Source organism: Rhodococcus wratislaviensis, assembly GCF_900455735.1.
GTDB lineage: Bacteria > Actinomycetota > Actinomycetes > Mycobacteriales > Mycobacteriaceae > Rhodococcus_F > Rhodococcus_F wratislaviensis.
Genome location: NZ_UAUI01000029.1, coordinates 1 through 20,754 on the forward strand (window position 1 = coordinate 1; position 20,754 = coordinate 20,754).

Annotated in this window: 21 protein-coding genes; 6 read left to right on the forward strand and 15 right to left on the reverse strand. The window is 64.6% G+C overall.

What is annotated here, in order from left to right:
• Nucleotides 1-184 precede the first annotated feature (184 nt).
• The 7 genes from DTA22_RS34740 to DTA22_RS34770 all read right to left on the reverse strand — a co-directional run bounded on the left by DTA22_RS34740 (nt 185) and on the right by DTA22_RS34770 (nt 6,939).
• Nucleotides 185-907 carry an amino acid ABC transporter ATP-binding protein gene (locus DTA22_RS34740; RefSeq protein ID WP_037243374.1) on the reverse strand — a complete coding sequence of 241 codons (723 nt, stop codon included), beginning with the start codon at nt 905-907 and terminating at the stop codon, nt 185-187.
• A 101-nt stretch (nt 908-1,008) separates the two neighbouring features.
• Nucleotides 1,009-1,806 (reverse strand): amino acid ABC transporter permease, encoded by a 798-nt coding sequence (locus tag DTA22_RS34745; RefSeq protein WP_037243137.1) that lies wholly within the window; start codon nt 1,804-1,806, stop codon nt 1,009-1,011.
• Nucleotides 1,806-2,453 carry an amino acid ABC transporter permease gene (locus tag DTA22_RS34750; RefSeq protein ID WP_037243139.1) on the reverse strand — a complete coding sequence of 216 codons (648 nt, stop codon included), beginning with the start codon at nt 2,451-2,453 and terminating at the stop codon, nt 1,806-1,808. The genes DTA22_RS34745 and DTA22_RS34750 overlap by 1 nt, the downstream gene beginning before the upstream one ends.
• Before the next feature lie 33 nt (nt 2,454-2,486).
• Nucleotides 2,487-3,353 carry a transporter substrate-binding domain-containing protein gene (locus tag DTA22_RS34755; protein ID WP_128970065.1) on the reverse strand — a complete coding sequence of 289 codons (867 nt, stop codon included), beginning with the start codon at nt 3,351-3,353 and terminating at the stop codon, nt 2,487-2,489.
• 18 nt (nt 3,354-3,371) lie between these two features.
• Nucleotides 3,372-4,418: a LacI family DNA-binding transcriptional regulator gene (locus DTA22_RS34760; RefSeq protein WP_112302429.1), complete on the reverse strand. Its 1,047-nt coding sequence runs from the start codon at nt 4,416-4,418 to the stop codon at nt 3,372-3,374.
• A gap of 318 nt (nt 4,419-4,736) precedes the next feature.
• Nucleotides 4,737-5,393, reverse strand: a complete 657-nt coding sequence (locus tag DTA22_RS34765; protein WP_081792753.1) for a GntR family transcriptional regulator — start codon at nt 5,391-5,393, stop codon at nt 4,737-4,739.
• 151 nt (nt 5,394-5,544) lie between these two features.
• A complete protein-coding gene (locus DTA22_RS34770) occupies nt 5,545-6,939 on the reverse strand; it encodes a dicarboxylate/amino acid:cation symporter (RefSeq protein ID WP_112302430.1) in 1,395 nt (464 codons plus the stop codon).
• Between the two features lie 117 nt (nt 6,940-7,056).
• On the opposite strand from DTA22_RS34770, the gene DTA22_RS34775 reads away from it, so the two are divergent.
• Together DTA22_RS34775 and DTA22_RS34780 are read left to right on the forward strand one after the other, a co-directional pair.
• Nucleotides 7,057-8,505: an aspartate ammonia-lyase gene (locus DTA22_RS34775; protein ID WP_112302431.1), complete on the forward strand. Its 1,449-nt coding sequence runs from the start codon at nt 7,057-7,059 to the stop codon at nt 8,503-8,505.
• A gap of 88 nt (nt 8,506-8,593) precedes the next feature.
• The gene (locus DTA22_RS34780) at nt 8,594-9,433 is read left to right on the forward strand and encodes an HpcH/HpaI aldolase/citrate lyase family protein (protein ID WP_112302432.1); all 840 of its coding nucleotides are present in this window, start codon (nt 8,594-8,596) and stop codon (nt 9,431-9,433) included.
• A gap of 268 nt (nt 9,434-9,701) precedes the next feature.
• Here the strand turns inward: DTA22_RS34780 and DTA22_RS34785 are convergent, their stop codons facing one another.
• The 3 genes from DTA22_RS34785 to DTA22_RS34795 form a co-directional block, all read right to left on the reverse strand.
• Nucleotides 9,702-11,018, reverse strand: a complete 1,317-nt coding sequence (locus DTA22_RS34785; RefSeq protein ID WP_112302433.1) for an HNH endonuclease signature motif containing protein — start codon at nt 11,016-11,018, stop codon at nt 9,702-9,704.
• 52 nt (nt 11,019-11,070) lie between these two features.
• Nucleotides 11,071-12,306 (reverse strand): ISL3 family transposase, encoded by a 1,236-nt coding sequence (locus DTA22_RS34790; RefSeq protein ID WP_112302550.1) that lies wholly within the window; start codon nt 12,304-12,306, stop codon nt 11,071-11,073.
• Nucleotides 12,307-12,651: 345 nt separating this feature from the next.
• The gene (locus DTA22_RS34795; RefSeq protein WP_112302434.1) at nt 12,652-13,107 is read right to left on the reverse strand and encodes a hypothetical protein; all 456 of its coding nucleotides are present in this window, start codon (nt 13,105-13,107) and stop codon (nt 12,652-12,654) included.
• Between the two features lie 66 nt (nt 13,108-13,173).
• Between DTA22_RS34795 and DTA22_RS34800 the strand changes: the two genes are divergently transcribed.
• The gene (locus DTA22_RS34800; RefSeq protein WP_409372748.1) at nt 13,174-13,473 is read left to right on the forward strand and encodes a TOBE domain-containing protein; all 300 of its coding nucleotides are present in this window, start codon (nt 13,174-13,176) and stop codon (nt 13,471-13,473) included.
• A 37-nt stretch (nt 13,474-13,510) separates the two neighbouring features.
• Here the strand turns inward: DTA22_RS34800 and dnaB are convergent, their stop codons facing one another.
• From dnaB to rpsF, 5 genes are all read right to left on the reverse strand, one after another.
• A complete protein-coding gene (gene dnaB / locus DTA22_RS34805) occupies nt 13,511-16,153 on the reverse strand; it encodes a replicative DNA helicase (RefSeq protein ID WP_112302551.1) in 2,643 nt (880 codons plus the stop codon).
• 574 nt (nt 16,154-16,727) lie between these two features.
• A complete protein-coding gene (gene rplI, locus DTA22_RS34810; protein ID WP_037243154.1) occupies nt 16,728-17,183 on the reverse strand; it encodes a 50S ribosomal protein L9 in 456 nt (151 codons plus the stop codon).
• A gap of 17 nt (nt 17,184-17,200) precedes the next feature.
• On the reverse strand, nt 17,201-17,443 hold the full coding sequence (rpsR, locus tag DTA22_RS34815) for a 30S ribosomal protein S18 (protein WP_005249686.1): 243 nt from the start codon (nt 17,441-17,443) through the stop codon (nt 17,201-17,203).
• Between the two features lie 38 nt (nt 17,444-17,481).
• Nucleotides 17,482-18,003, reverse strand: coding sequence for a single-stranded DNA-binding protein (locus tag DTA22_RS34820; protein WP_005249678.1), 522 nt, complete (start codon nt 18,001-18,003; stop codon nt 17,482-17,484).
• Nucleotides 18,004-18,068: 65 nt separating this feature from the next.
• Nucleotides 18,069-18,356, reverse strand: coding sequence for a 30S ribosomal protein S6 (rpsF, locus tag DTA22_RS34825; protein ID WP_005249677.1), 288 nt, complete (start codon nt 18,354-18,356; stop codon nt 18,069-18,071).
• 161 nt (nt 18,357-18,517) lie between these two features.
• Here rpsF and DTA22_RS34830 point away from each other — a divergent pair, with 161 nt between their 5' ends.
• The 3 genes from DTA22_RS34830 (at nt 18,518) to DTA22_RS34840 (ending at nt 20,743) form a co-directional block, all read left to right on the forward strand.
• The gene (locus tag DTA22_RS34830) at nt 18,518-18,739 is read left to right on the forward strand and encodes a hypervirulence associated TUDOR domain-containing protein (RefSeq protein WP_160118546.1); all 222 of its coding nucleotides are present in this window, start codon (nt 18,518-18,520) and stop codon (nt 18,737-18,739) included.
• 61 nt (nt 18,740-18,800) lie between these two features.
• A complete protein-coding gene (locus DTA22_RS34835) occupies nt 18,801-20,162 on the forward strand; it encodes a glycosyltransferase family 87 protein (protein ID WP_112302435.1) in 1,362 nt (453 codons plus the stop codon).
• The gene (locus DTA22_RS34840) at nt 20,159-20,743 is read left to right on the forward strand and encodes a GNAT family N-acetyltransferase (protein ID WP_112302436.1); all 585 of its coding nucleotides are present in this window, start codon (nt 20,159-20,161) and stop codon (nt 20,741-20,743) included. The genes DTA22_RS34835 and DTA22_RS34840 overlap by 4 nt, the downstream gene beginning before the upstream one ends.
• Nucleotides 20,744-20,754 lie beyond the last annotated feature (11 nt).

Below are 20,754 nucleotides of genomic sequence, written 5' to 3' on the forward strand. Positions count from 1 at the left end.
ACCCTGTCGCCGGAGCAACTTGCACAGTCGGTCCCCCAATCGGACGGCCTGATCAATGCACCCAACACCTATGGACTCGTCGTCTTCCACAACGTACTTCGGTCGGTCTGCCTGGCGAAAGACAAGGTCGACCAGCCCGCCGGTTGACGCGGCACGCGGTGCAGGTCGAGAGATTCTTCGAGGGTCAGAGGACCTTGCTGAGGAATTCCCGGGCACGGTCGGTATCGCAGTCGCTGAAGAACGCGTCGGGGGTGTTTTCCTCGACGATCCGGCCTTCGGACATGAAGATGATCCGGTCGGCGGCAGTCTGCGCGAAGCGCATTTCGTGCGTGACCACGACCATGGTCATGCCGCCCTTGGTCAGCTCCACGATGACGTCGAGGACCTCCTTGATCATCTCCGGATCCAGCGCGGAGGTTGGCTCGTCGAACAGCATGACCTTGGGATTCATGGCCAGCGCTCGGGCGATGGCCACGCGTTGCTGCTGCCCGCCCGACAACTGGGACGGCCGTTTGTCTGCCTGGGACCCCACCCCGACCCTGACCAGAAGTTCCATGGCCTGATCGCGTGCCTCTGCGGGCTTGCGTCCCTGCACCTGAACCGGGCCGAGCATGACGTTCTCGAGCACGCTCATGTGGGCGAAGAGGTTGAACTGCTGGAAGACCATGCCCACTTCCGAACGCAGCCGGGCGAGCGGCGCGCTCTCGTCCGGCAGCGGCACGCCGTCGATCTCGATGGTGCCGTCGTCGATGGTCTCGAGGCGGTTGATGGTGCGGCACAAGGTGGATTTTCCGGACCCGGACGGACCGAGGATCACCACCACCTCGCCTGCGTGGACGTCGAGGTTGATGTCGACGAGCGCGTGGTGGTTCCCGAACCACTTCTGGACGCCCTTGATCGAAATCATGTTGGTGTCGTTCTGCATTGGAATACCTTGTTTGTCGGTGCGTGCGGTCGGCTCCCTGTGGTCCCGACCGTGGAGGGATGTTGAATGGCGACTGTTCATTGCTAGCGCAGCCTTTCGCTCAGGAGCTTCGACAACCGGGTCAGCAGCAGGCAGATGCAGACGTAGAGGGCCGCGACGGCCGCGAAGATCGGGGCGGCATACTCCCCACCGAGGTATTCGATCGCTAACTCGCCGGTGAGCAGCAGGTCGGTGTAACCGATCACGAACCCCAGCGATGACGCCTTCGTGACCCGGACCATCTCACTGACCAGGCTGGGCAGAACCTGCCGGACCACCTGCGGCAGCAGAACGAACCGCAGCGTCTTGACGGTGCGTAGACCCAGCGCGTGCGCGGCTTCGGATTGGCCGCGAGGCAGGGCCAGGAACCCGCCGCGGAACACCTCGGCCATGGATGTGCTCTCGTACAGCACGAGGCCGATCACCAGCGCCCAGAACGTGCTGATGTTGAACCCGGTAGCCGCGGGAACCCCCAGGTAGATGAAGAACACCAGCAGCAGCTCGGGAAGCCCACGCAATGCCTGAACCCAGATCCGCGCCGGACGGTTGATCCAGTCCCGGTGCGACATCCGCCCCAGCGCGAGCAGCAGTCCGAAGACCAGGGACAGCACGACGGAGAAGACCGCGACCTTCAGTGTCGCGCCGACACCACCCATCAGGGCTATCAGCAGGTCGGGACGGGCCAGCACGGCCCAGCTGTCGGGGGCGAACAGGCCGGCATCGGTGAGGACGGTGACGGCCAGAATCACCAGGGCAACGATCGGCACGGCACCCCCGACCGTCCATGCCCTGATCCGGCGACGCTCGATCGGGCCGGGGATCTCGAAGAGTGTGGTAGTCATCAGGACGCGAACGCCACCTTTCGTTCCAGGGCGGCGGCGGCGAGTCCCGCCGGGATGGTGATCGCCGAGTAGAGCAGGCCGGTGAACAGCATCAGGGGGATCACCGCCGAGTCGTTGGTGTTGATGAGTTGGAGCATCGCGCCGAAGAGTTCCGTGACACCGAAGACGCCCGCGATGGCGGTCACTTTCACCAGCGCGATCGTGGTGTTGATCAATGGCGGTACCGAGTTGCTCATGCCCTGGGGCAGGACGATCAGCCGCAGTGTCTGGCCCTTGCGCAGGCCGATCGCGCGGGCCGCCTCGAGCTGGCCCTGCCCGATTGCGTTGATACCGGAGCGGACGGCGTCACAGTAATACGCGGCGAAATACAACGTGATGCCGATCGTCGCCAGCGCGAAGAAGGACAGCCGGACCCCCAGCAACGGCAAGATGAAGATCGTGAAGAACAGGTGCGCCGCGGCCGGGATGTTTCGCATGACTGCGACGTAGACCGCGCTGAAGCGTTGCAGCAGGGGCACCGGCGAGATCGCGAACGAGGCAAGGATCACGCCGGCGGCCAACGACATGACCCCGGACAGCGCAACCAGGACAATCGTTTTCACGAAGCCGCCCCAGAAGACGTCGAGGTTATCGATGATTACATTCATTCGAGCTCTTCCTTTCCGGCCGGCGGGCGGGCGTCAGCAACTGGCCATTTCGTCTGGGACGGTGGGTGCTTCGAGCCCGGAATCACCCATGTGCCGATCCCAGAGCTCACGGATGGTCCCGTCGTCGAACGCCTGCGCGAGGCGCTGGTTGAAGAATTCGCACAGGTCGGAGCGATCGTCGGCGATCCCGATTCCCCAGCGCTCGCCGGTGCCGTAGGTCACCGGCGCCAGGGCGAAGGAATCCGGCTTGTCGGCGACGAACCCGGCCAGCAGCGGGGCAGTCGAGTCGATGGCATCGACCGTCCCCTGCTCGAGCGCGCGCACACAGTTGGTGAGGGTGTTGAACTCGGAAATCTCGGCCTGCGGGATGAACTCACTGACACGGGGTTGCCCCTGACTTCCCTGCAGCACACACACTTTGGCCCCCTCGGGGATGTCGTGCAGCGTTTCGAATCGCATGGCGTCGTCCTTGCGCACCATCAGACTGGGCGCCGTCTCGAGATACGGCCCCGCGATAGCGAGGGTCTTCTCACGCTCGGGTGTGATGGCCAGCGCGGTGGCAAAGAAATCGATCTTGCCCTGCTTGAGGAAGGGGATGCGGTTGGCGGCCGTGGTGTGTACCCATTCGATGTCGTCCCGGTCGATGCCCAACGATTCGACGAGGAGGACGGCCAGGTCGGTGTTGAACCCCTCCCAGTCGTGCTGGAGATTCAGTTCGGCCAATCCCGGCTGGTTCGGGGAGGCGCCCACCTTGATCTTCGGTGCGCTGGCCAGGGCGGACATGGTCGAACCTGCGGGGAAGTTGTTCGGCCGGTCGGGGGCGTGTTCGCCGCAGGCGGCGGTGAGGAGCACCATGGCCGCGACGGCCGCCGGCATGAGGGTTTTCGAAGTGCGGAACATCGAGGAGATCACTCTCTTTCAACGACGGGTAGAACCAGTGCGTGGTCGCCGGCCCCGGACGGCGCCGGCAACTGCATCTGCCGTCACTGACTCCGTCCCTGAATCAGGCGGTGGCGCAGTCGAACCGCGAACAATCAGCTGGGACCCCAGCCGGACCGGGCCGGTGTGCACCGGTTTGCCGTCGATCTGATCCATCACCATGGCGAGACTGAGTGAACCGCTCTTGTCGATGTCGACCTGCACGGTGGTCAATCCCGGATCCGATGCCGCTGCGACGTCGACATTGTCGATTCCGACGATGCTGATGTCGTCGGGACACCGGTAGCCGAGCGTGCGGATTCCAGCCTGGATCCCCATCGCCACCAGGTCGTTGTAGGCGATGACGGCGGTGGCGCCGCTGGCGGCGACCGCCGCTGCGGACGCCAGCCCGCCGTGGACGTCCGCGGATTGGTTGCCCACCACGGTCAGGTCGAGCTGCCGTTGTGCGGCCAAGTCGGTGAGAATTTGGCAGCGGGTGCGGTTGGCCCATGAGGCGGCGGGCCCGGGGACGTAGACGAGGGAGTCGTGGCCCAGTGACTGGAGGTGCTCCGTCGCCTGCCGAAGCCCCTGTTCGACGTCCATCAAAACGACCGGGGCCTGCTCCGCCTCACCGTTGACGACAACCAGGGGTGTACTTCCGACTGCCCTGCCGGCGGCGGCGGGATCGGAGCGTGGTGAGCAGAGAATCACTCCATCTGCCTCGCGCCCAAGGGTTTCCAGAAGCTCGGTCTCCCGCGCCGGATCCTCACTGGTATCGGCGAGCAACATCCGGTGCCGCCCGGGCCACAACTTCTCCTGAATAGTTCTGAGCATCGCGGCGTAGACGGCGTTGGACACGTCGGGCACCAGTACGGCGATGGTCCGGGAACGGTGCGGCGCCGGCATGTCGTAGCCCACGCGTTGGGCGGCTTCCAGAACACGCCGCCTGGTATCCGGCGCCAGCATGTCGACGGAACTGAAGGCTCGAGATGCCGTCGCAAGGGAGACACCCGCCTCCTGAGCGACATCCTTCAACTTCGCGGCCACAGCACCCTCCTGCACATCTGTTACCTGGATCTCATGTCGCAACTCTGTGTAATGAGTTTCACACTTGTTTCAGCAGGATGCAATAGTTGCAGAAATTTTCATCGACAGTTGCCCGACACGGACAATCCGTCGAGCGCAGGGTGGGAGCAGGGGAAGGCATGCCGTCATGTGGTCTTGCGCTCGCGAAGAAGGCGGTCAACCACGACCGGGCCGAAGCCCGTCGGCGTGGGGCGAAGACACGCGCCCAGGGGGTAAGCGACGTGTATCGCTGCGGCGCCGGCCGACGCCGGGACACCGCAGCGATATCGTCGTGATTTGCTACGGCAACGTTGTGGCGCTGGTGGACTCGTCGATGTCGAAGAGTTCGCCGATCAGACCGCCGAGGAACCGCCGGTGTTGCGACGATATTTCGGCCGCCGCTGCTTCGTCCCGGGCCGCGCACAGTGTGATCAGGTTGTCGTGGTGTTCGATGGCGTCCTGCCAGCCGCGAAGGCTGGAGAACTTGCGGTAGTAGATCCGGTGGATCTGCGGGTGCACCTGGTGCATGAGCCGCTTGAGTAGTGGGTTACCGGCGGCGTCGACGATGACGCCGTGGAACGTGTCGTCCGCGGCGAGGGCGGCTCCGATGTTGTCGGTCTTGATCGCCTGCGCGAGGTCGTCGTTGGCGGTGCGCATCACGTCGATCATGTCGTCGGTGAGGTTGGGCACCCCCGTTTTCACGGCCAGTTGGTCCAAGACCTCCATCACGGCCAGCGTTGCCTCGACATCGGCCCGGTTCAGCGGGGTGATCCGGGTGAAGGCGGCGGGTTTGGCCTCGACGAGTCCGGTGTCGATCAGCCGGGTCAGAGCCTCGCGCACCGGGGTGCGGCTCAGACCGAGATGTTCGGCCAGCTCGCTGTCCTTGACCTTGGATCCGGGCGCGAGCTCACCGGTGACGATCGCGTCGCAGATCCGCTCGAACGCGACGTCGCTCATGCGGGGGCGCTCCACCGGATTATCACGCAACATACTGGATACTGTACTCTGCACGCCGCACGCTCCCGGGGTCCGCGTGTGCGAGTGCCAGGCGCCTTGTCGCGAGGATACCCAGAGCGCCTTCGTCGACCGTCCATCGTCCGGGCCTCGACTACCCATCCGCGCTGCGTCGCCCGGCGAGGACCTTGCCGCCGAGTTCGTCGCCAGGCTCGCCCCCGGCCGCAGCAGGTACGGAGCTGGGCGTTGCGGCGGATCGACCGGCCTTCGCCTCGGCTTTCTCTTCGGACTTGTCGATCACCGACGCGGCCAGGGAGTTTCCGACGACGTTGACCGCGGTGCGGGCCATGTCGGCGATGAAGTCCACCCCCAGCAGGAGTGCGACGGCTTCGGCAGGGAGGCCGATGGTGTTACCTGCGGCGATGAGCACCACGATCGAGGCGGAGGCAACGCCTGCCATGCCCTTGGACAGGATGACCAGCACGCCGACCATCAGCAGCAGGGTCGGGATCGAAGTGTCGACGCCGTAGGCGTTGGCGAGGAAGACCAGGGCCACAGCCTGGTAGAGGACGGAGCCGTCGGTGTTGAACGAGTAGCCGAGCGGCACGACGAACGAGGTCGTCGAGCGGCTGACGCCGAGCCCCTCGAGCTTGAGTAGAAGCGGTGCGAGCACTGCCTCGGAGCTGCGCGTGACGAAGGCCAGTCCGACGAGATTTCCGATTGCTTTGAGCATGGTGACGTACTCGACGCGGAAGATCGCGGCAATGATCGGAAAGATGATGCCGAGGATGATCGCCATACCGACGTAGACGACGGCGAGGAAGCCGAGCAGGCTCGACAGGTTCCCGAATCCGTAGTGCGCGACGTCGTAGCTGATGAAGCCCAGGACGCCGAGGGGGGCGAGGCGGATGACGTATCCGACCACCTTGAACATCGCGCTGGCGAGTGAGTCGAGCACGGACGTCATCGGCTTGGACTGCTCACCGATCGCAGCGAGTGCGACGCCGACGAACCCGGCGAACACGATCACTGCCAGCAGGTTCCCCTCCGCGAAGGCGGCGAAGACGTTCTTCGGAACAGCATGCAGGAGCAGTTCGTGGAAGTCGATGCCCTGCTCGAGGGTCTCGACTGAGGCTCCGTCGGCGCCCGCGACGGGGGCGCCGGAACCGATGTCGAGCAACTTCGCCAGCGCGACCGCCATCAGCAGGATGATCGTGGTGACGACCTCGAAGTACAGGATCGCCTTGGCGGCCATGCGGCCGACCTTCTTCGCCGAATCCATGCGCGCGATTCCGAGCACGATGAGCGGGAAGACCAATGGGACGACGATCATCTGAACCAGGTTGAGGAACACGTCGCCGGCCAGTTTCAGTTGCTCGCCGACGGCGGGGGCGAACGTGCCGATGAGTGCGCCGACGCCGACGGCGATCAGTGATTGCACTCCGATCGGAAGCTTCCAGAATTTCCACCACTTGCGTGGTGTGCGAGACGCATCGGCGTCTTCGGGTGCTGTCGCGTCGTCGGCAGGGATGGCGGGGGATGTCGTCATTCAACAGCTCCGATATATTGGATGTGGTGTACTGTTCGACAACAGTGATCGACGTCATAGACCCTGTCAAGTAGAACGGCGAAATAGGTGTTGGTGGAAAAGTTGAGCGGCAGCGATGTGCGGATCGAGCACGACTCGATCGGAGATCTGGCGGTACCGGCGCGGGCCTACTACGGCGTTCACACCGCCCGGGCGATCGAGAATTTCGCGATCACCGGGTCCACCATCGGTCAGTACCCGGCATTGGTCGCGGCGTTGGCGACGGTCAAACAGGCTGCCTGCCTGGCCAACCGGGACCTAGGCCTCCTCGATACGCGGCGGGCCGATGCGATTGTGGCCGCGTGCACGGAGATTCGCGCCGGGGCGCTGCTCGACCAGTTTCCGATCGATCCGATCCAGGGCGGGGCGGGCACCTCGTCGAACATGAACGCCAACGAGGTCATCGCGAACCGCGCACTCGAAATCCTGGGGTACGGGCGCGGCACCTACACCGAGCTCGACCCCCTCACCCACGTGAACCTGGGGCAATCCACCAACGATGTGTACCCGACCGCAATCAAGCTCGCGCTGGTCGAGCATCTCCGACTGTTGATCGCGTCGCTCGGTCGGCTCGCGGAGTCGTTCGAGCGCAAGTCGATCGAATTCGACGACATCATCAAGATGGGTCGCACCCAGCTGCAGGACGCGGTACCGATGACACTCGGTCAGGAGTTCGCCGCCTACTCGATCATGCTCAACGAGGACTGCGCCCGGCTCTCCGAGGGAGCGCTTCTGCTGCTGGAATCCAACCTCGGCGGCACCGCCATCGGCACCGGGATCAACGGCCATCCCGAGTATTCCGCGCTCGCCTGCAACTACCTGCGCGAGCTGACCGGTGAACCGGTCGTCCCGGCCGGCAATCTGATCGAGGCAACCCAGGACTGCGGGGCATTCGTGCAGGTCTCCGGCATCCTCAAACGTGTCGCCGTGAAATTGTCCAAGACATGCAACGATCTGCGGCTCACCTCCTCCGGCCCTACCGCCGGGCTCGGTGAGATCAATCTTCCTCCGGCCCAAGCTGGTTCGTCGATCATGCCCGGCAAGGTCAACCCGGTCATCCCCGAAATGGTCAACCAGGTCGCGTTCGAGGTGATCGGCAACGATCTGACCGTCACGATGGCCGCCGAGGGCGGACAGCTCCAGCTCAACGCCTTCGAACCCGTTATCGTCTACAGTCTGCTGCGCTCGACGACACACCTCGCCGCGGCCTCGGACACCCTGGCTGTGAAGTGCATCGACGGGATCACCGCCAACCGTGACCACCTCGAGCAGGGTGTTCGGCGCTCGATCGGCATCGTCACCGCGCTCTCGCCGTTCATCGGATATACCGCCAGCGCGGATATCGCCAAGAGGGCCCTCGCAACCGGCACCTACGTCGGCGACCTCGCCGTCGAGGACGGTCTGCTCACCCGCGCGCAGGTCGACGACATCCTGTCCCCCCGTAGACTTGCCGGCCTGCTCACCGCTCCGACCGTGGACCGCGAATTCTCCGCACTCGACCATTCCACCGGTGTCGCCGCGCACTGATCGACCGCATCACATCCCGCACCTCGGATACAGGACGCCGCAGTCTTCGCCCGAAGAGAAGTACCCATCGAGAGGAAACGAGAATCGGATGACGCTCACATCGACGGCACACTCCGTCGCAGTCCCTGCGACACATGCGCGCTCCTGGCTTCTGGTCGCGGGCTCACGTCCGGACGAGTTCGCCGCCGCCACGAACTCGGCGGCAGACGCGGTGATCTTCGATCTCGAGGACGGTGTTGTTCCGTCCTCGAAAACGCAAGCCCGCGAGGACGTCGCACGTTTCCTCGCCGGTGGTGGCACCGGGTGGGTGCGCATCAACAGCGTCACCACCGCGGACTGGTCCGCTGACCTCGACGCGATTCGGGGGCTGCCGGGATTGAGTGGCGTCATGCTCGCCAAGACCGAATCCGCGGACCAGGTCGATCGCACCGCTGCCGAGCTGCCGCACACCCCGATTCTCGCCTTGGTCGAATCGGCGCGTGGCGTCGAATTCGCATTCGACATCGCCTCGGCCGACGCCACGACCCGGATCGCATTCGGTACCGGCGACTTCCGACGGGACACCGATGCGGGCGCCGAGCCCGACGCCCTGGCCTACGCACGTGGACGACTCGTGGTCGCGAGCCGAGCCGCCGGCATCCCCGGTCCTGTCGACGGCCCCTGCTTGACAGGCGAACCCGAACTGTCCGAGGCCTTGGCCGTCACCAGGTCGATGGGCATGACCGGCAAGCTGTGCATGCACAGTGGTCACACAGGGATCGTCAATCGTGAACTGTCCCCGCTACACAGCGACGTGACATGGGCTGCCGAAGTCATCGCACAACTCGGCGCCAACGGCGAGAACATCGCCGACGGCAGTGATCGCCCCAAACTCGCCCGCGCCCTGCGGATCACCCACCTAGCCGACATCTTCTCGGGTTCCGCCTGATCACACAACCAACCGAATCCGTCGTCGGACAACGGTCGGTGAGTGCACGGACACCGACGACGCACAAAGACTCGATTCCCACCGCTATCGCCGCACCCCGGGGTCACAATTCAGATGCCGCTGGCGGTTACACACGACGCGGCGAAGTCGCACCAGCCCCACCGACCAGATTTCACTGATGACTGGCGGACTCCGGGCACGACGGCATGCCGGCTCGGCAACAGGGATCGTCCTGTCGCAGAGTCGGCATGGTGTGCGTTGCCCCGGGTCAGGATGCTCGGGGCCGGGCCCGGTTGTGCGCCGGTATCGGTTTCCGTTCCCAGTCGACTTGCCGTGGTGGGATGAACGTGGGGTGCCGGTCGGCTCCCATTTCCATTTCCCAGTCACTGTGGTGGAGCAATCGGTGGTGGAATCCGCAGAGCAGTACCAGGTTGCCCATGTCGGATGGCCCACCTGCGGACCAGTGAACGATGTGATGGCCTTCGCACCAGGACGGCGGCGCACCACACCCAGGGAACGCACACCCTCGATCTCTCGCCACCAACGCTTTTCGCTGCCGCTTGGTGACCGTTCGGGTAGATACGCCCAGGTCGAGTGGTGCACCCTTGTCGTCGAGCACGATCGGCGTGTAGATCGAGTCGCAGCTGAGGAGCCGGGCTGCTGTGAGGCTCAGCGGCCCCATCCACTCGGTCCACGCCACTCCGTCGACGGCGAAAAGCGACTCGCCAGCGGCGGAGGCATCGCGCTGTTGTCGCGCGCTGCAGTCAGTGTGGTCGGCGAGATCCTTGACGTTCACGTGGAGTGAGACGTGCGGCCGTTCGCCGCCTTCTTCGCCGGCTATCCCGGAGTCGAGGTAGCGGCGAAGGAGTTCGGTCAACCCGTCGGCCCGTCGCCGTCCGGGCGTGCGGCCGTCCTTGGTCCCGTCCTGCGCGGGTCGCGGCTTGGACAGTCCGGAGAGCGCCGAGAGCAGCATTTCGCCGGTGACGGCGTCCAGGTCACCTTTGACGGCGACGCGTCCGTTGAGTGTCTTGGAGGCGTGGAACTCGTTGAGGTCCGTGTCTTCGCTGGGCGGCGGATCGTCGGATTCGAAGGCGCGTTCCAGCCTGGCGATGACGGCGCGCACCGCGTCCGTGTTGGCGGTGGGACCGGTTGCGGCGAACAGCAACGCATTTCGGCAGTCCTCCATCGCTTCGAGCGGCATGCCCTTGGGCGGCCTCTCGCAGAACTTCATGATGAGTGCCGCATGCTCCGCCGAAATGTTGGTGTCGAAGTACTCTTCCGCGATCTCCGGCTGCTGACGCAAACCTCGGCCCAACATCACGATTCGCCCCGCCGCACCCACCTCGAGCAGTGTCTTGGAGGCCAACCACATCTTGGCGTTCGGAAATCCCAGCACATCGACCTTGCAGCGATGATCGACGGCACCGACGAGCCTGACCCGCAAGGCCTCGAGTCGCTGAATCTCCTCCGAGATACGAACGACCGAGTCGAGCAACTCGGCCTCGGCCAGACGCCACGCATCACCGACCGCGGTCGCCAGAATCTCGTCCGACAACGCCCCCTGGATATCCTCCCCGATCCCCATACACAGATCTTAGTTCGCACATATGTGGCCGTCCTGACCCTTTGGTGGGCGATTAATGTTGTGGCAGAGCTGGGCACGCCCCTCCTCGTGTCAGTGTCGCCATCGCAATCAAGGCCTCTGGGCTGTGAAATCCGTAGGATCGCTTCGTCAGTGAACGCAGGTGGGTGTTGTTAGCCTCGACGCGAGCATTGGACAGGTCGTATTCGATTGCGTTGAGGATCTCGCGCCGGTAGCGAGCGATGCTCTTAGCCAGGCCTACAAGTTCCGGGATCCGACTGTCCTGGGCCATCTGCATCCATGCTCGCAGTCGTACGGAGGCTCTCTTCTTCGAGCCGGAATAGACATGTTGCAGTTGTTCTTTCATGACATAGCCTCGACACAGTTCGCTGTTTCTGTCCTCGAGGATCTTTGCTCGGACTGATATCTGCGCGGGGTTGAGATTCTCGACGTTCTTCAACAATGCCCACCGCAGGTGCCGTCGATCCCGGTCGGTGAATCCCCATAGCCGCGACAACACACGCGAGCGCAGTCGGTCCAGAGCCCGCGTCATCCACTGAATCACATGAAACGGATCCATACACCGCTTCACCTGCGGCGCCCTGCTGCACACGGTCGAGGCGATCCACTTCGCAGCATCAGCACTGATATGCGTCAGACGAGCCGTGCGTTCTTCACCCAACTCGTCGAAGAATCGATTCAAGGTGCTCTCGTTGTGCCCTTCGGCTGCCCATACGAGTCGGCCTGTGTCGTGATCGACCACCACGGTGAGATACCGGTGACCTTTCCGGTAGGCGATTTCGTCGATCCCCAAGCGCCGCAATCCCTGGAGCCGATCAGTGCGTCCGACAGCGTCGCCGACGACGCGGGTGACGATCCTGGTCACAGATCGCCACGCCACTCGGGCGTACTCGCACACCGAGGTAGCTGGACTGTGCGCGGCCAACCACGCCACGTTGTCGTCGAACGCCCTGGTCATGTTCGCGGCCGGCCGTGCCCACGGCACCATCTCGGTCACCACGCCGTGCTCGGGGCATCGAATCCTCGATACCGAAGCTTGTACGAAGCACCGTGTGCCGCCCATATCCAGGTGACGCCACTGTCGAGATCGATTCGGGCGATCGTATCTAGGGCAGCGCTGTTTACAATGTGGACAGCGGGACCGCACCGACGCGTGCGACTCGAGGGTCACCACGATCACGGGCCCTCGTTCGTCGTCCGTGAATGCGACATCGATTACCCGGGCCCTGTCGATTCCCAGCAGTTTCTGCAGTATTCTGGCAGCGCGCAACGCCTTCTCCCTTAGGTCTTGTCTTCGCAAACCAAAACCTATGCGAGGGAGGGCGTTGCGTCTATCAGGCTCGCGGAGATCACCCATCAAAGGGTCAGAAGAGCCACATATGTTCTAGTCAATGGTCCATTCGAACCACCGTCATCGGGTCGCCGATCAGGAGGGAGGCGCAGACCGCAACATCGCAGCCAACGACCGAGTGTGCCTGCGCCACAGCCTTGCCGGGGCATGGTCCATCGCGCCACGTAGGTCCGCCCCGGTCCCAGATCGCGCGAGACGCACGAATTCGCAAGAGGGCCGGGAAACGGTCGTCGCCTCCGAAAGGAGGCGACGCTCCGGTTGTAGCTAGCTGCCGAACCCGCTGAAGAGGCTGAGCAGATCCTCCAGACCGAGGTCGGCGCTTCCGCCGCCGCCCGGAGCCGGAGCCCCGGTCAGGGTCACCTGCGCGAGCGGACCGAGCTCGACATACGGGTTGGTGCTCGCACCCGCCTTGCACTGGCTGATCACCGCATAGGTGCCCGCCGGCAACTCGATCGAGGTACCCGTGGCCTCACCGCCGGTGAAACCGGCGTACTTGATCGCGTCGACACGGGTGGTCTTGTCGAAGACCGGCGCGCCGAAGGGGAAGATCTGCGCCTCACGATGATTGAGCGCCTCGGTGGGCGCGATTCTCAGCGGGCTCGGCACGCGGTATCCCCGATTCAGTATGCGGTGTGCGATCCGTTCGGTGGAGTCATCTGTGGCCTCCATGCTCTCGGTCATCACCAGTCGCGTCGCCGCCGCCGTATCCGATTCATCCACGAGTTGGTGGAAGTACCGGAGCTCCTGCGTTCGCGACCAAACGCCGAGGCGTGCTGCCCCTCACCGATGCGTGCCCATTGCGCGCTCGGCAAGGTAGCCCCGTCGGCAGCGACGTACAGGGCGCCGCCCGGATCATGCTGCGGCCCGGAACAGATCGAGGTGAGCACCGACGGTGTCGGCGTCTCCGGGACGGTCGTCGACGTCGAGTATCTCGGCGCGGAGATGCTCGTGGGTATCCGCCTCGACACCGAGGGCGGCGTAGTTCCCGAGCGAGTCACCGTGCGCCGCTTCGGTGCCGGAAACCTCGCACCCGGTGACCGGGTCGGCATCCGAGTCCTCGGTAGAGCAGTGGCATACGAACCATGACGACAACGACGTAACGCGACACCGGCCGCAGCAGCAACTATCCCCGCGCCATGTCGACGAACTTGGACAGGTGAAGCTGGTGCGCCACAGTGATTGTCGCGGTAGGCCCGTTACGGTGCTTGCCGAGGATGAGGTCGGCCTCGCCGCCGCGGGGGTCGTCGCGTTCCGTGGCGTCGGGGCGGTAGAGCAGGATCACCATGTCGGCGTCCTGCTCCAGCGATCCCGACTCACGAAGGTCGGCGACCTGGGGGCGCTTGTCCTGCCGCTGCTCGGGACCACGGTTCAGCTGGCAGATCGCGACCACGGGAACCTCGAGTTCCTTCGCCAAAAGCTTGAGGCTACGGGAGAACTCGGAGACTTCCTGCTGACGTGACTCGACCTTCTTACCCGAGCTCATCAGCTGCAGGTAGTCGATCACGATCAGCTTGATGTCGTGTTTCTGCTTGAGCCGCCGGGCTTTTGCGCGGATCTCCATCATCGTGAGGTTGGGGGAGTCGTCGATGAACAGCGGCGCCTCACTGATCTCACTCATACGTCGAGCGAGCTTCGTCCAGTCGTCGTCGGTCATCTTGCCGGAGCGCATGTCGCCGAGCTTGATCTTCGCCTCCGCCGACAGCAGACGCATGACGATCTCGGTCTTGCTCATCTCGAGCGAGAACATGACGCTGGCCATACCGTGCTTCACGGAGCAGGAGCGCAGGAAGTCCATGCCGAGGGTGGAGTTGTGGGTCGGCACCATAGAACGGCCCGCGAGGTACAAATGGTCGGCGTTGTCGACTTCGACGCACCGCACGGGGACACTCTCGACCTTGCGTACGTCGGTGATGAAACGAGAACCCGAACGAACGGTAGCGCTGCTCGCGCGACGTTCCTTGTGGAGCAGAGCCTTCCGCGGAAGTCCGAAAACCTCGTCATCGGTTGCGAACGTAAGGGTGTAGGCAGTCGACGACGCCTCCGTACGACCGTGCACCTTCTTGGTGCTCATCTGGCAGCGGTAGCCGAGGCTGACGATCAGCTCCTGCGCGTCGCGCACCAAACGCTCACTCGTAACGGAGAACTGCACGGAGCCACCAGCCGTCACAGTGCCGTCCGTGTCCAGCAAACCGGCGAGCACCCAGCGGCGCTGCAGCTCAGATCCACGCAGGTACTGGATGGGAATGTGCTTGTTACCCAACACCCCGAGGGTCCGCAGTCGCGCCTGGAGAGTGCCCACCTCGTTTCGGCACCTCTGGCAGAGCCTCATGCCGATCGAAGGCCCGCCGCAATGTGCACAGGTTGGAGCCGGCACTGGATCCGACATGAAACGCGCCTTGCCACCGCAAGACTGCCCACAGGTACGCACCTGGCTCGTGAACGGCACGAAGGATTCGCCGCACACCACGCAGCCGCGGGCAGCGATCGGAGCTTCAGGCGCCAACTGCAAGCTGTATCGCAATTTCGCAGTCGTCGACGGAACCGCAACCAAACCTTCCGCCTCGATCAGCATGATGATCTCGGGGTCGGCGCACGTGATATGAGCAGCCGCCGAAGTGCCGTCACCGAGCCACGCTCCGAGCGTGTACGGAGGCACGAGCAGGTCCTGTGCAGGCAACTCGAGCGGTTTCGCATTGGTGACCGAATGATTCACGCGCGAATCCGCGGTAGCGCAGCGAAGTGTGGCGGCGATTTCGGCTGTCGTACGCACCTCAGCGAACGTGCCCTGGTTCTTGTATCGGTTGTAGCCGGTGGCGGCCTGCTGCGCCGACCGCCGAGATGCCCGCGTCTCCGTCAACCACTGATGCTGCTCGTCGGCGACGAGGACGGTGCCGTCCGAGAATTCCACCTCGTAGCAGGGCCTGCCGACCATGACGTCGGTGGTGGCGACGACGCGGGTGGGCTTGCCGTCGGCGTCGATGAGGTGATCGCCGACCTGGACGTCACCCATAGTGGTCCAGCCGGTGGGCGTGGCGAGGGGAGTGTCGAGGGCGAGCGCCTTGCCCACACCGGGTCGGGCCGCGACGATGATCATCTGGCCCGGGTGGAGGCCATTGGTGATCTCGTCGAGTTCGACGAAGCCGGTGGGCACACCGAGGGAGATGCCGCCGCGGCTGGCGATGGAGTCGATCTCGTCCATCGTGGGCTGCAGGAGCTCTTCGAGGGGGACGAAGTCTTCGGTGGTGCGGCGTTCGGTGACCTCGAAGATCTCGGCCTGCGCGCGGTCGACGACCTCGGCGACGTCCTGACCGTCGGCGCCGGTGTAGCCGTACTGGACGATGCGGGTGCCGGCGTCGACGAGGCGACGGAGGATGGCCTTCTCCGCCACGATCTCGGCGTAGTAGCCGGCGTTGGCGGCGGTGGGCACGGTCTGGGTGAGCGTCACCAGATACGGCGCTCCGCCGATGCGTCGGAGCTCGCCACGACGATCCAGCTCCGCGGACACCGTCACCGGGTCGGCGGGCTCACCGCGGCTGTAGAGGTCCAGGATCACGTCGTACACCGACTGATGCGCGGGACGGTAGAAGTCGCCGGGACGGAGCACCTCGAGCACGTCCGCGATGGCGTCCTTGCTGAGGAGCATGCCGCCGAGGACCGACTGCTCCGCCGCCATGTCCTGAGGTGGCTGCCGGCCGAACTCTTCGCCGGGCTCCGCGTCAGGCGGACCCGGGTATTCGGAACGGCCCCGATCGTCTACTACAGCCACTCGACCGACCTTCCCCATCACTGTTGCGCCACCCCGGAAAATGCTTCCCGGTGTTGGTGCCCCGAAACTCTTTGTACTCGCCCCTACCGACAACCTTCGCAGGCTCTTCGCGGCAGCCGGCGTCGTGATCGCGAGACACGCCGGGACGACGTTAGGGATTAGCTACCCGGTGTTCAAACCGGCCTGTGTACACAGTTGGGGACGAATTGTGGAAACTGCTGGGTACGTTTGTTAACCCCATGGGGATAACCTGAGGATAAGTGCATATCACAATCCCAAAGACCCAGATCAGAGCCGTTTTTTGGTTTCTCACCACTGTGGATGAAAACCCGTTCGGCGTGTCTTTCGCGTTGACGACTCGGGCGTGTTGAGTTGGTCGCCCCTGCGTGGCAATATGATCCACCTCACAGATCGTCGGCGGGGCGGCTAACTTCCAGACACAGCTGGAAGCCGCTCCTCTGCGTGCTTCAGACCGCTGAAAACGGGCTCGAGAGGGCGGCTGTGGGCCGGAATCGACAAGCACAGACCCCCCACACGCCGAGGCGTCCGGGGGGCCTGTGAGTAAACGAGTCGACTAGGCGCCGACGACGTTCAGGTGGAACTTCGCAACCACGTCGGGGTGCAGGTTCACGACGATGGCGTGCTTGCCGGTCGCCTTGATGTGAGCCTTCGGCAGCTCCAGGCTGCGCTTGTCGACGACGGGTCCACCGGCGGCCTTGATGGCAGCGGCGACGTCGGCGGCGGTAACCGAACCGAAGAGCTTGCCCGAGTCACCGGCGGTCTTGACCGACAGCGAGATGCTCTCGAGACCCTCGATGGCGTCCTTGAGCTCCTTGGCGTGGTCGAGTCCGCGCACGGCGCGGGCTTCCTGCGCACGACGGATACCCTCGACCTGCTTCTCGGCGCCACGGGTGGCGACGATGGCCAGGCCGCGGGGCAGCAGGTAGTTGCGGCCGTAGCCGTCCTTGACCTCGACGGTGTCGCCAGGCGCACCGAGGTTGTCCACGTCAGCGGTGAGGATGAGCTTCATGTCTTTCCTCCCTTTCCTTAGCGAGCCACGGTGGCGTAAGGCAGCAACGCCACCTCACGTGAGTTCTTGACGGCAATGGCAACGTCGCGCTGGTGCTGGACGCAGTTGCCGGTGACACGGCGCGCGCGGATCTTGCCGCGGTCGCTGACGTACTTACGCAGAAGCGTCGTGTCCTTGTAGTTGATCTGCGTGTTCTTCTCTTTGCAGAAGATGCAGATCTTCTTCTTCATTACCTTGTCGCGCAAGGGCGGCTTCGGCATTAGTTTGCTCTTTTCTGGATGTTCCGATCAGGTACGGATCAGAACGGGGGTTCGTCGCTCCCGCCACCAGAGCCTCCGAAGGAGCCGGACGCCTGCGGCGCACTGCCCCACGGATCATCTCCGCCGGTGTTGGATTGCGGACGTCCGCCGCCCGATCCGCCGGAGGAACCGAAGCCACCGCCGCTGCCGCCACCACGGTTGGCCTTGTTGACCTTGGCCGTGGCGTACCTCAGCGAGGGGCCGATCTCGTCGACCTCGAGCTCGACGACAGTGCGCTTTTCACCTTCACGAGTTTCGTAGGAGCGCTGCTTGAGCCGGCCGCTCACGATCACTCGCGAGCCACGGGTCAAGCTCTCCGCGACGTTCTCGGCTGCCTCGCGCCAGATGTTGCAACGCAGAAACAGTGCTTCGCCGTCTTTCCATTCATTGGTCTGACGGTCGAAGGTGCGGGGCGTGGACGCGACAGTGAAGTTCGCGACCGCGGCACCCGCGGGGGTGAATCGGAGCTCCGGATCAGCCGTCAAGTTTCCGATGACGGTGATGACGGTGTCGCCTGCCATATGGTTCCTCCTGCAGAATGTGGAGTTCGGTTGGGCACGAGCCTAGGGCTGGTGACCGACAGAAATCACTTGTTGTGGCGCAGAACCTTCGTACGCAGCACCGACTCGTTCAGACCGAGCTGACGGTCGAGCTCTGCGACGGTGGCGGGAGTAGCGCTGATGTCGATCACCGCGTAGATGCCTTCGCTGTGCTTCAGGATCTCGTAGGCGAGACGACGCTTACCCCAGACATCGACCTTGTCGATCTTGCCGCCGTCCTGGCGAACAACATTGAGGAACGTATCCAGCGAAGGAGCAACAGTGCGCTCGTCCAGGCTGGGGTCAAGGATGACCATCAATTCGTAATGACGCATAAGACCTCATCACCTCCTATGGACTAGTGAAAACGGCCACGGACTGTCCGTGGCAGGAGGGTCGTTGCGTCAGCAACCTTTGCAGGTTACACGACGAGCCCCTGACCAGCGAAATCAGGACAGCAGGTGTGATCCCGGGAACCGCGGGGTACGCCGACACGATGGCAGAAGAGAAGAAATTCCGACAGGGCGACGAGGTGGAGTGGAAGACCCACGGCACCACCACGTCGGGGACGGTCGAGGAGAAGATCACCGAGGACACCGAGGCGGCGGGCCGTACGGTGCGGGCCTCCGAGGACGACCCGCAGTACCGCGTCGTCAGCGACAAGAGCGGGCGGGATGCCGTGCACAAACCCGACGCCCTGCGCCGGGCGAGCGACTGACCTCCGCACCCGCGGCGTTTCCGCTTCGCACGCGGAGGCCCGCGCACCCTAATGTGGATTCATGCATATCGGAGCTCGGCAGCGGTCGCCGATCACGGCGCTCGTCGTCGGGTTGGCGGGTCTCTCCATGCTCGCCGGCTACCTGCAGAAGGCGCGGTGCGCCGGGGCTCCGTTCGACGGCTCCGGGCGAAGCCTGATCTTCGACCGCATCAAGGACACGCAGGTCTGCTACTCCGACATCCAGTTCCTGTGGCTCGGACGCGACGTCAACCTGCACGTCTTCCCGTACGTCACCGGGGGGATCAACGCCGACGGCATCCTCACCGGCGGCACCGTGGAGTACCCGGTGCTGAGCGGTGTGCTGATGTGGCTCGGCGGCATCGGTTCACACACCGACGCCGACTTCCTGCTGCACTCGGCGCTGATCCTCGCCCCGTTCGGACTGCTCACCGCGTGGATGCTGGGACGCCTGGCCGGCTGGTGGGCGCTGCTGTGGTCGGCCACTCCGCCGCTGGTGTTGTACGCCTTCCACAACTGGGAACTGCCGGTGGTCGCGACGTCGGTGGCCGCGATCTTCGTCATGACGCTCGAACGCATCCCCCTCCGCGCCCGGGCCGTCCTCGCTGCGGTGCTCCTCGCCGTCGGCTTCTGCCTGAAGGTGTATCCGGGAGCGTTCGTGTTGCCGCTGATCGCCTACGTCCTCACGCAGAACGGCACCGCGGGGCGGCGCTACGACGTGCGCGGCGCGGTGATGGTCGCGGTGGCCGCGATCACCACCGTCGTGGCGGTGAACCTGCCGTTCGCCCTCATCTCCTACAGCGGATGGCGGGCGTCGTTCACGTTCCAGGAGAACCGTCAGGCCGATCTCACCACCAACTCCATCTGGTACTGGGGCCTGCGACCGCTGTTCGGGCCGGTCGCCGACGACGTCCCGCTGCCCGCGTACGACCAGACGGTGAGCCTGCTGTCGCCGCTCCTCGTGTGCGCCGCGTTCGCGATCGCCCTGCGGCTCGGCTGGTCGCGGTTCCAACGCGACGGCGTCTACCCGTGGATCGCCGTCAGTGCCGCGATGCTCTGCGGATTCCTGCTGCTGCACAAGGTGCATTCGCCGCAGTACACGTTGTGGCTCATCCCGTTCTTCGTCCTGCTGCGCGTCCCGTGGGGGCTCGTCGCCGCGTACCTCGTGGCCGACCTGTCGATGGGGATCGGCGTCTTCAAATACTTCGGTGCGCTCGCCGCCCAGACGGACGCGTCGACGTTCGAGGTTCTGGTGAAGTTCGGGGTGTGGGGCCGCGCGGGTCTGCTGGTGGTGCTGTTCTTCGTGTTCCTGCGCGCCGCCCAACGGCATCCGCCCGTCCGCGGGCGCACCGGTCCCGAGTCCGGCAGGCGGCCGGTGTTGAAGTCTCCCGAGCCGGTGCGATGAGCGAATCCTGGTTCGCGCACCCCACGCTGACCGGGCGGCACGTACGACTCGAACCGCTGGGCGAGGACCACGTCGACGGCCTGGTGGACGCCGTCGACGACCCCCACATCTTCCATTGGACGTCCGCCGCGATCGCCGACCGCGACGACGCGGTGGCGTTCGTCCGCAGCGCCGACGAGGATCCGGCCCGCCTCGCGTACGCGCAGATCGACGTCACCACCGAGAGGATCGTCGGCTCGACGTCGCTGTATCTGATCGATCCGAAGAACCGCAGCCTCGCGATCGGGCACACCTGGTTGTCCCGTTCCGCGCAGGGCACGCTCATCAATCCGGAGGCGAAACTGCTGTTGCTGCGGCGGGCGTTCGAAGACCTCGGCGCGGTCCGCGTCGAATGGCACACCGACGAACGGAACGCCCACTCCCGCGGCGCCATCGCGAAGCTGGGGGCCGAGTTCGAGGGAATCCTGCGCAAGCACCGACGTCGCCGCGACGGGACCTGGCGCAACACCGCTCTGTTCTCGATGATCGACGAGGAGTGGCCGCGCATCTGCCCTCGACTCGAGGCTCGAGTCGAGGGCTGACACGGTCGGGT

What these genes read in the sequence shown, in the direction of transcription:
- DTA22_RS34740 (WP_037243374.1), bottom strand. Translation starts at nt 907, where the DNA reads ATGATTTCGATCAAGGGCGTCCAGAAGTGGTTCGGGAACCACCACGCG.
- DTA22_RS34745 (WP_037243137.1), bottom strand. Translation starts at nt 1,806, where the DNA reads ATGACTACCACACTCTTCGAGATCCCCGGCCCGATCGAGCGTCGCCGG.
- DTA22_RS34750 (WP_037243139.1), bottom strand. Translation starts at nt 2,453, where the DNA reads ATGAATGTAATCATCGATAACCTCGACGTCTTCTGGGGCGGCTTCGTG.
- DTA22_RS34755 (WP_128970065.1), bottom strand. Translation starts at nt 3,353, where the DNA reads ATGTTCCGCACTTCGAAAACCCTCATGCCGGCGGCCGTCGCGGCCATG.
- DTA22_RS34765 (WP_081792753.1), bottom strand. Translation starts at nt 5,393, where the DNA reads ATGAGCGACGTCGCGTTCGAGCGGATCTGCGACGCGATCGTCACCGGT.
- DTA22_RS34770 (WP_112302430.1), bottom strand. Translation starts at nt 6,939, where the DNA reads ATGACGACATCCCCCGCCATCCCTGCCGACGACGCGACAGCACCCGAA.
- DTA22_RS34780 (WP_112302432.1), top strand. Translation starts at nt 8,594, where the DNA reads ATGACGCTCACATCGACGGCACACTCCGTCGCAGTCCCTGCGACACAT.
- DTA22_RS34785 (WP_112302433.1), bottom strand. Translation starts at nt 11,018, where the DNA reads ATGGGGATCGGGGAGGATATCCAGGGGGCGTTGTCGGACGAGATTCTG.
- DTA22_RS34800 (WP_409372748.1), top strand. Translation starts at nt 13,174, where the DNA reads ATGCGTGCCCATTGCGCGCTCGGCAAGGTAGCCCCGTCGGCAGCGACG.
- rplI (WP_037243154.1), bottom strand. Translation starts at nt 17,183, where the DNA reads ATGAAGCTCATCCTCACCGCTGACGTGGACAACCTCGGTGCGCCTGGC.
- rpsR (WP_005249686.1), bottom strand. Translation starts at nt 17,443, where the DNA reads ATGCCGAAGCCGCCCTTGCGCGACAAGGTAATGAAGAAGAAGATCTGC.
- DTA22_RS34820 (WP_005249678.1), bottom strand. Translation starts at nt 18,003, where the DNA reads ATGGCAGGCGACACCGTCATCACCGTCATCGGAAACTTGACGGCTGAT.
- rpsF (WP_005249677.1), bottom strand. Translation starts at nt 18,356, where the DNA reads ATGCGTCATTACGAATTGATGGTCATCCTTGACCCCAGCCTGGACGAG.
- DTA22_RS34830 (WP_160118546.1), top strand. Translation starts at nt 18,518, where the DNA reads ATGGCAGAAGAGAAGAAATTCCGACAGGGCGACGAGGTGGAGTGGAAG.
- DTA22_RS34835 (WP_112302435.1), top strand. Translation starts at nt 18,801, where the DNA reads ATGCATATCGGAGCTCGGCAGCGGTCGCCGATCACGGCGCTCGTCGTC.
- DTA22_RS34840 (WP_112302436.1), top strand. Translation starts at nt 20,159, where the DNA reads ATGAGCGAATCCTGGTTCGCGCACCCCACGCTGACCGGGCGGCACGTA.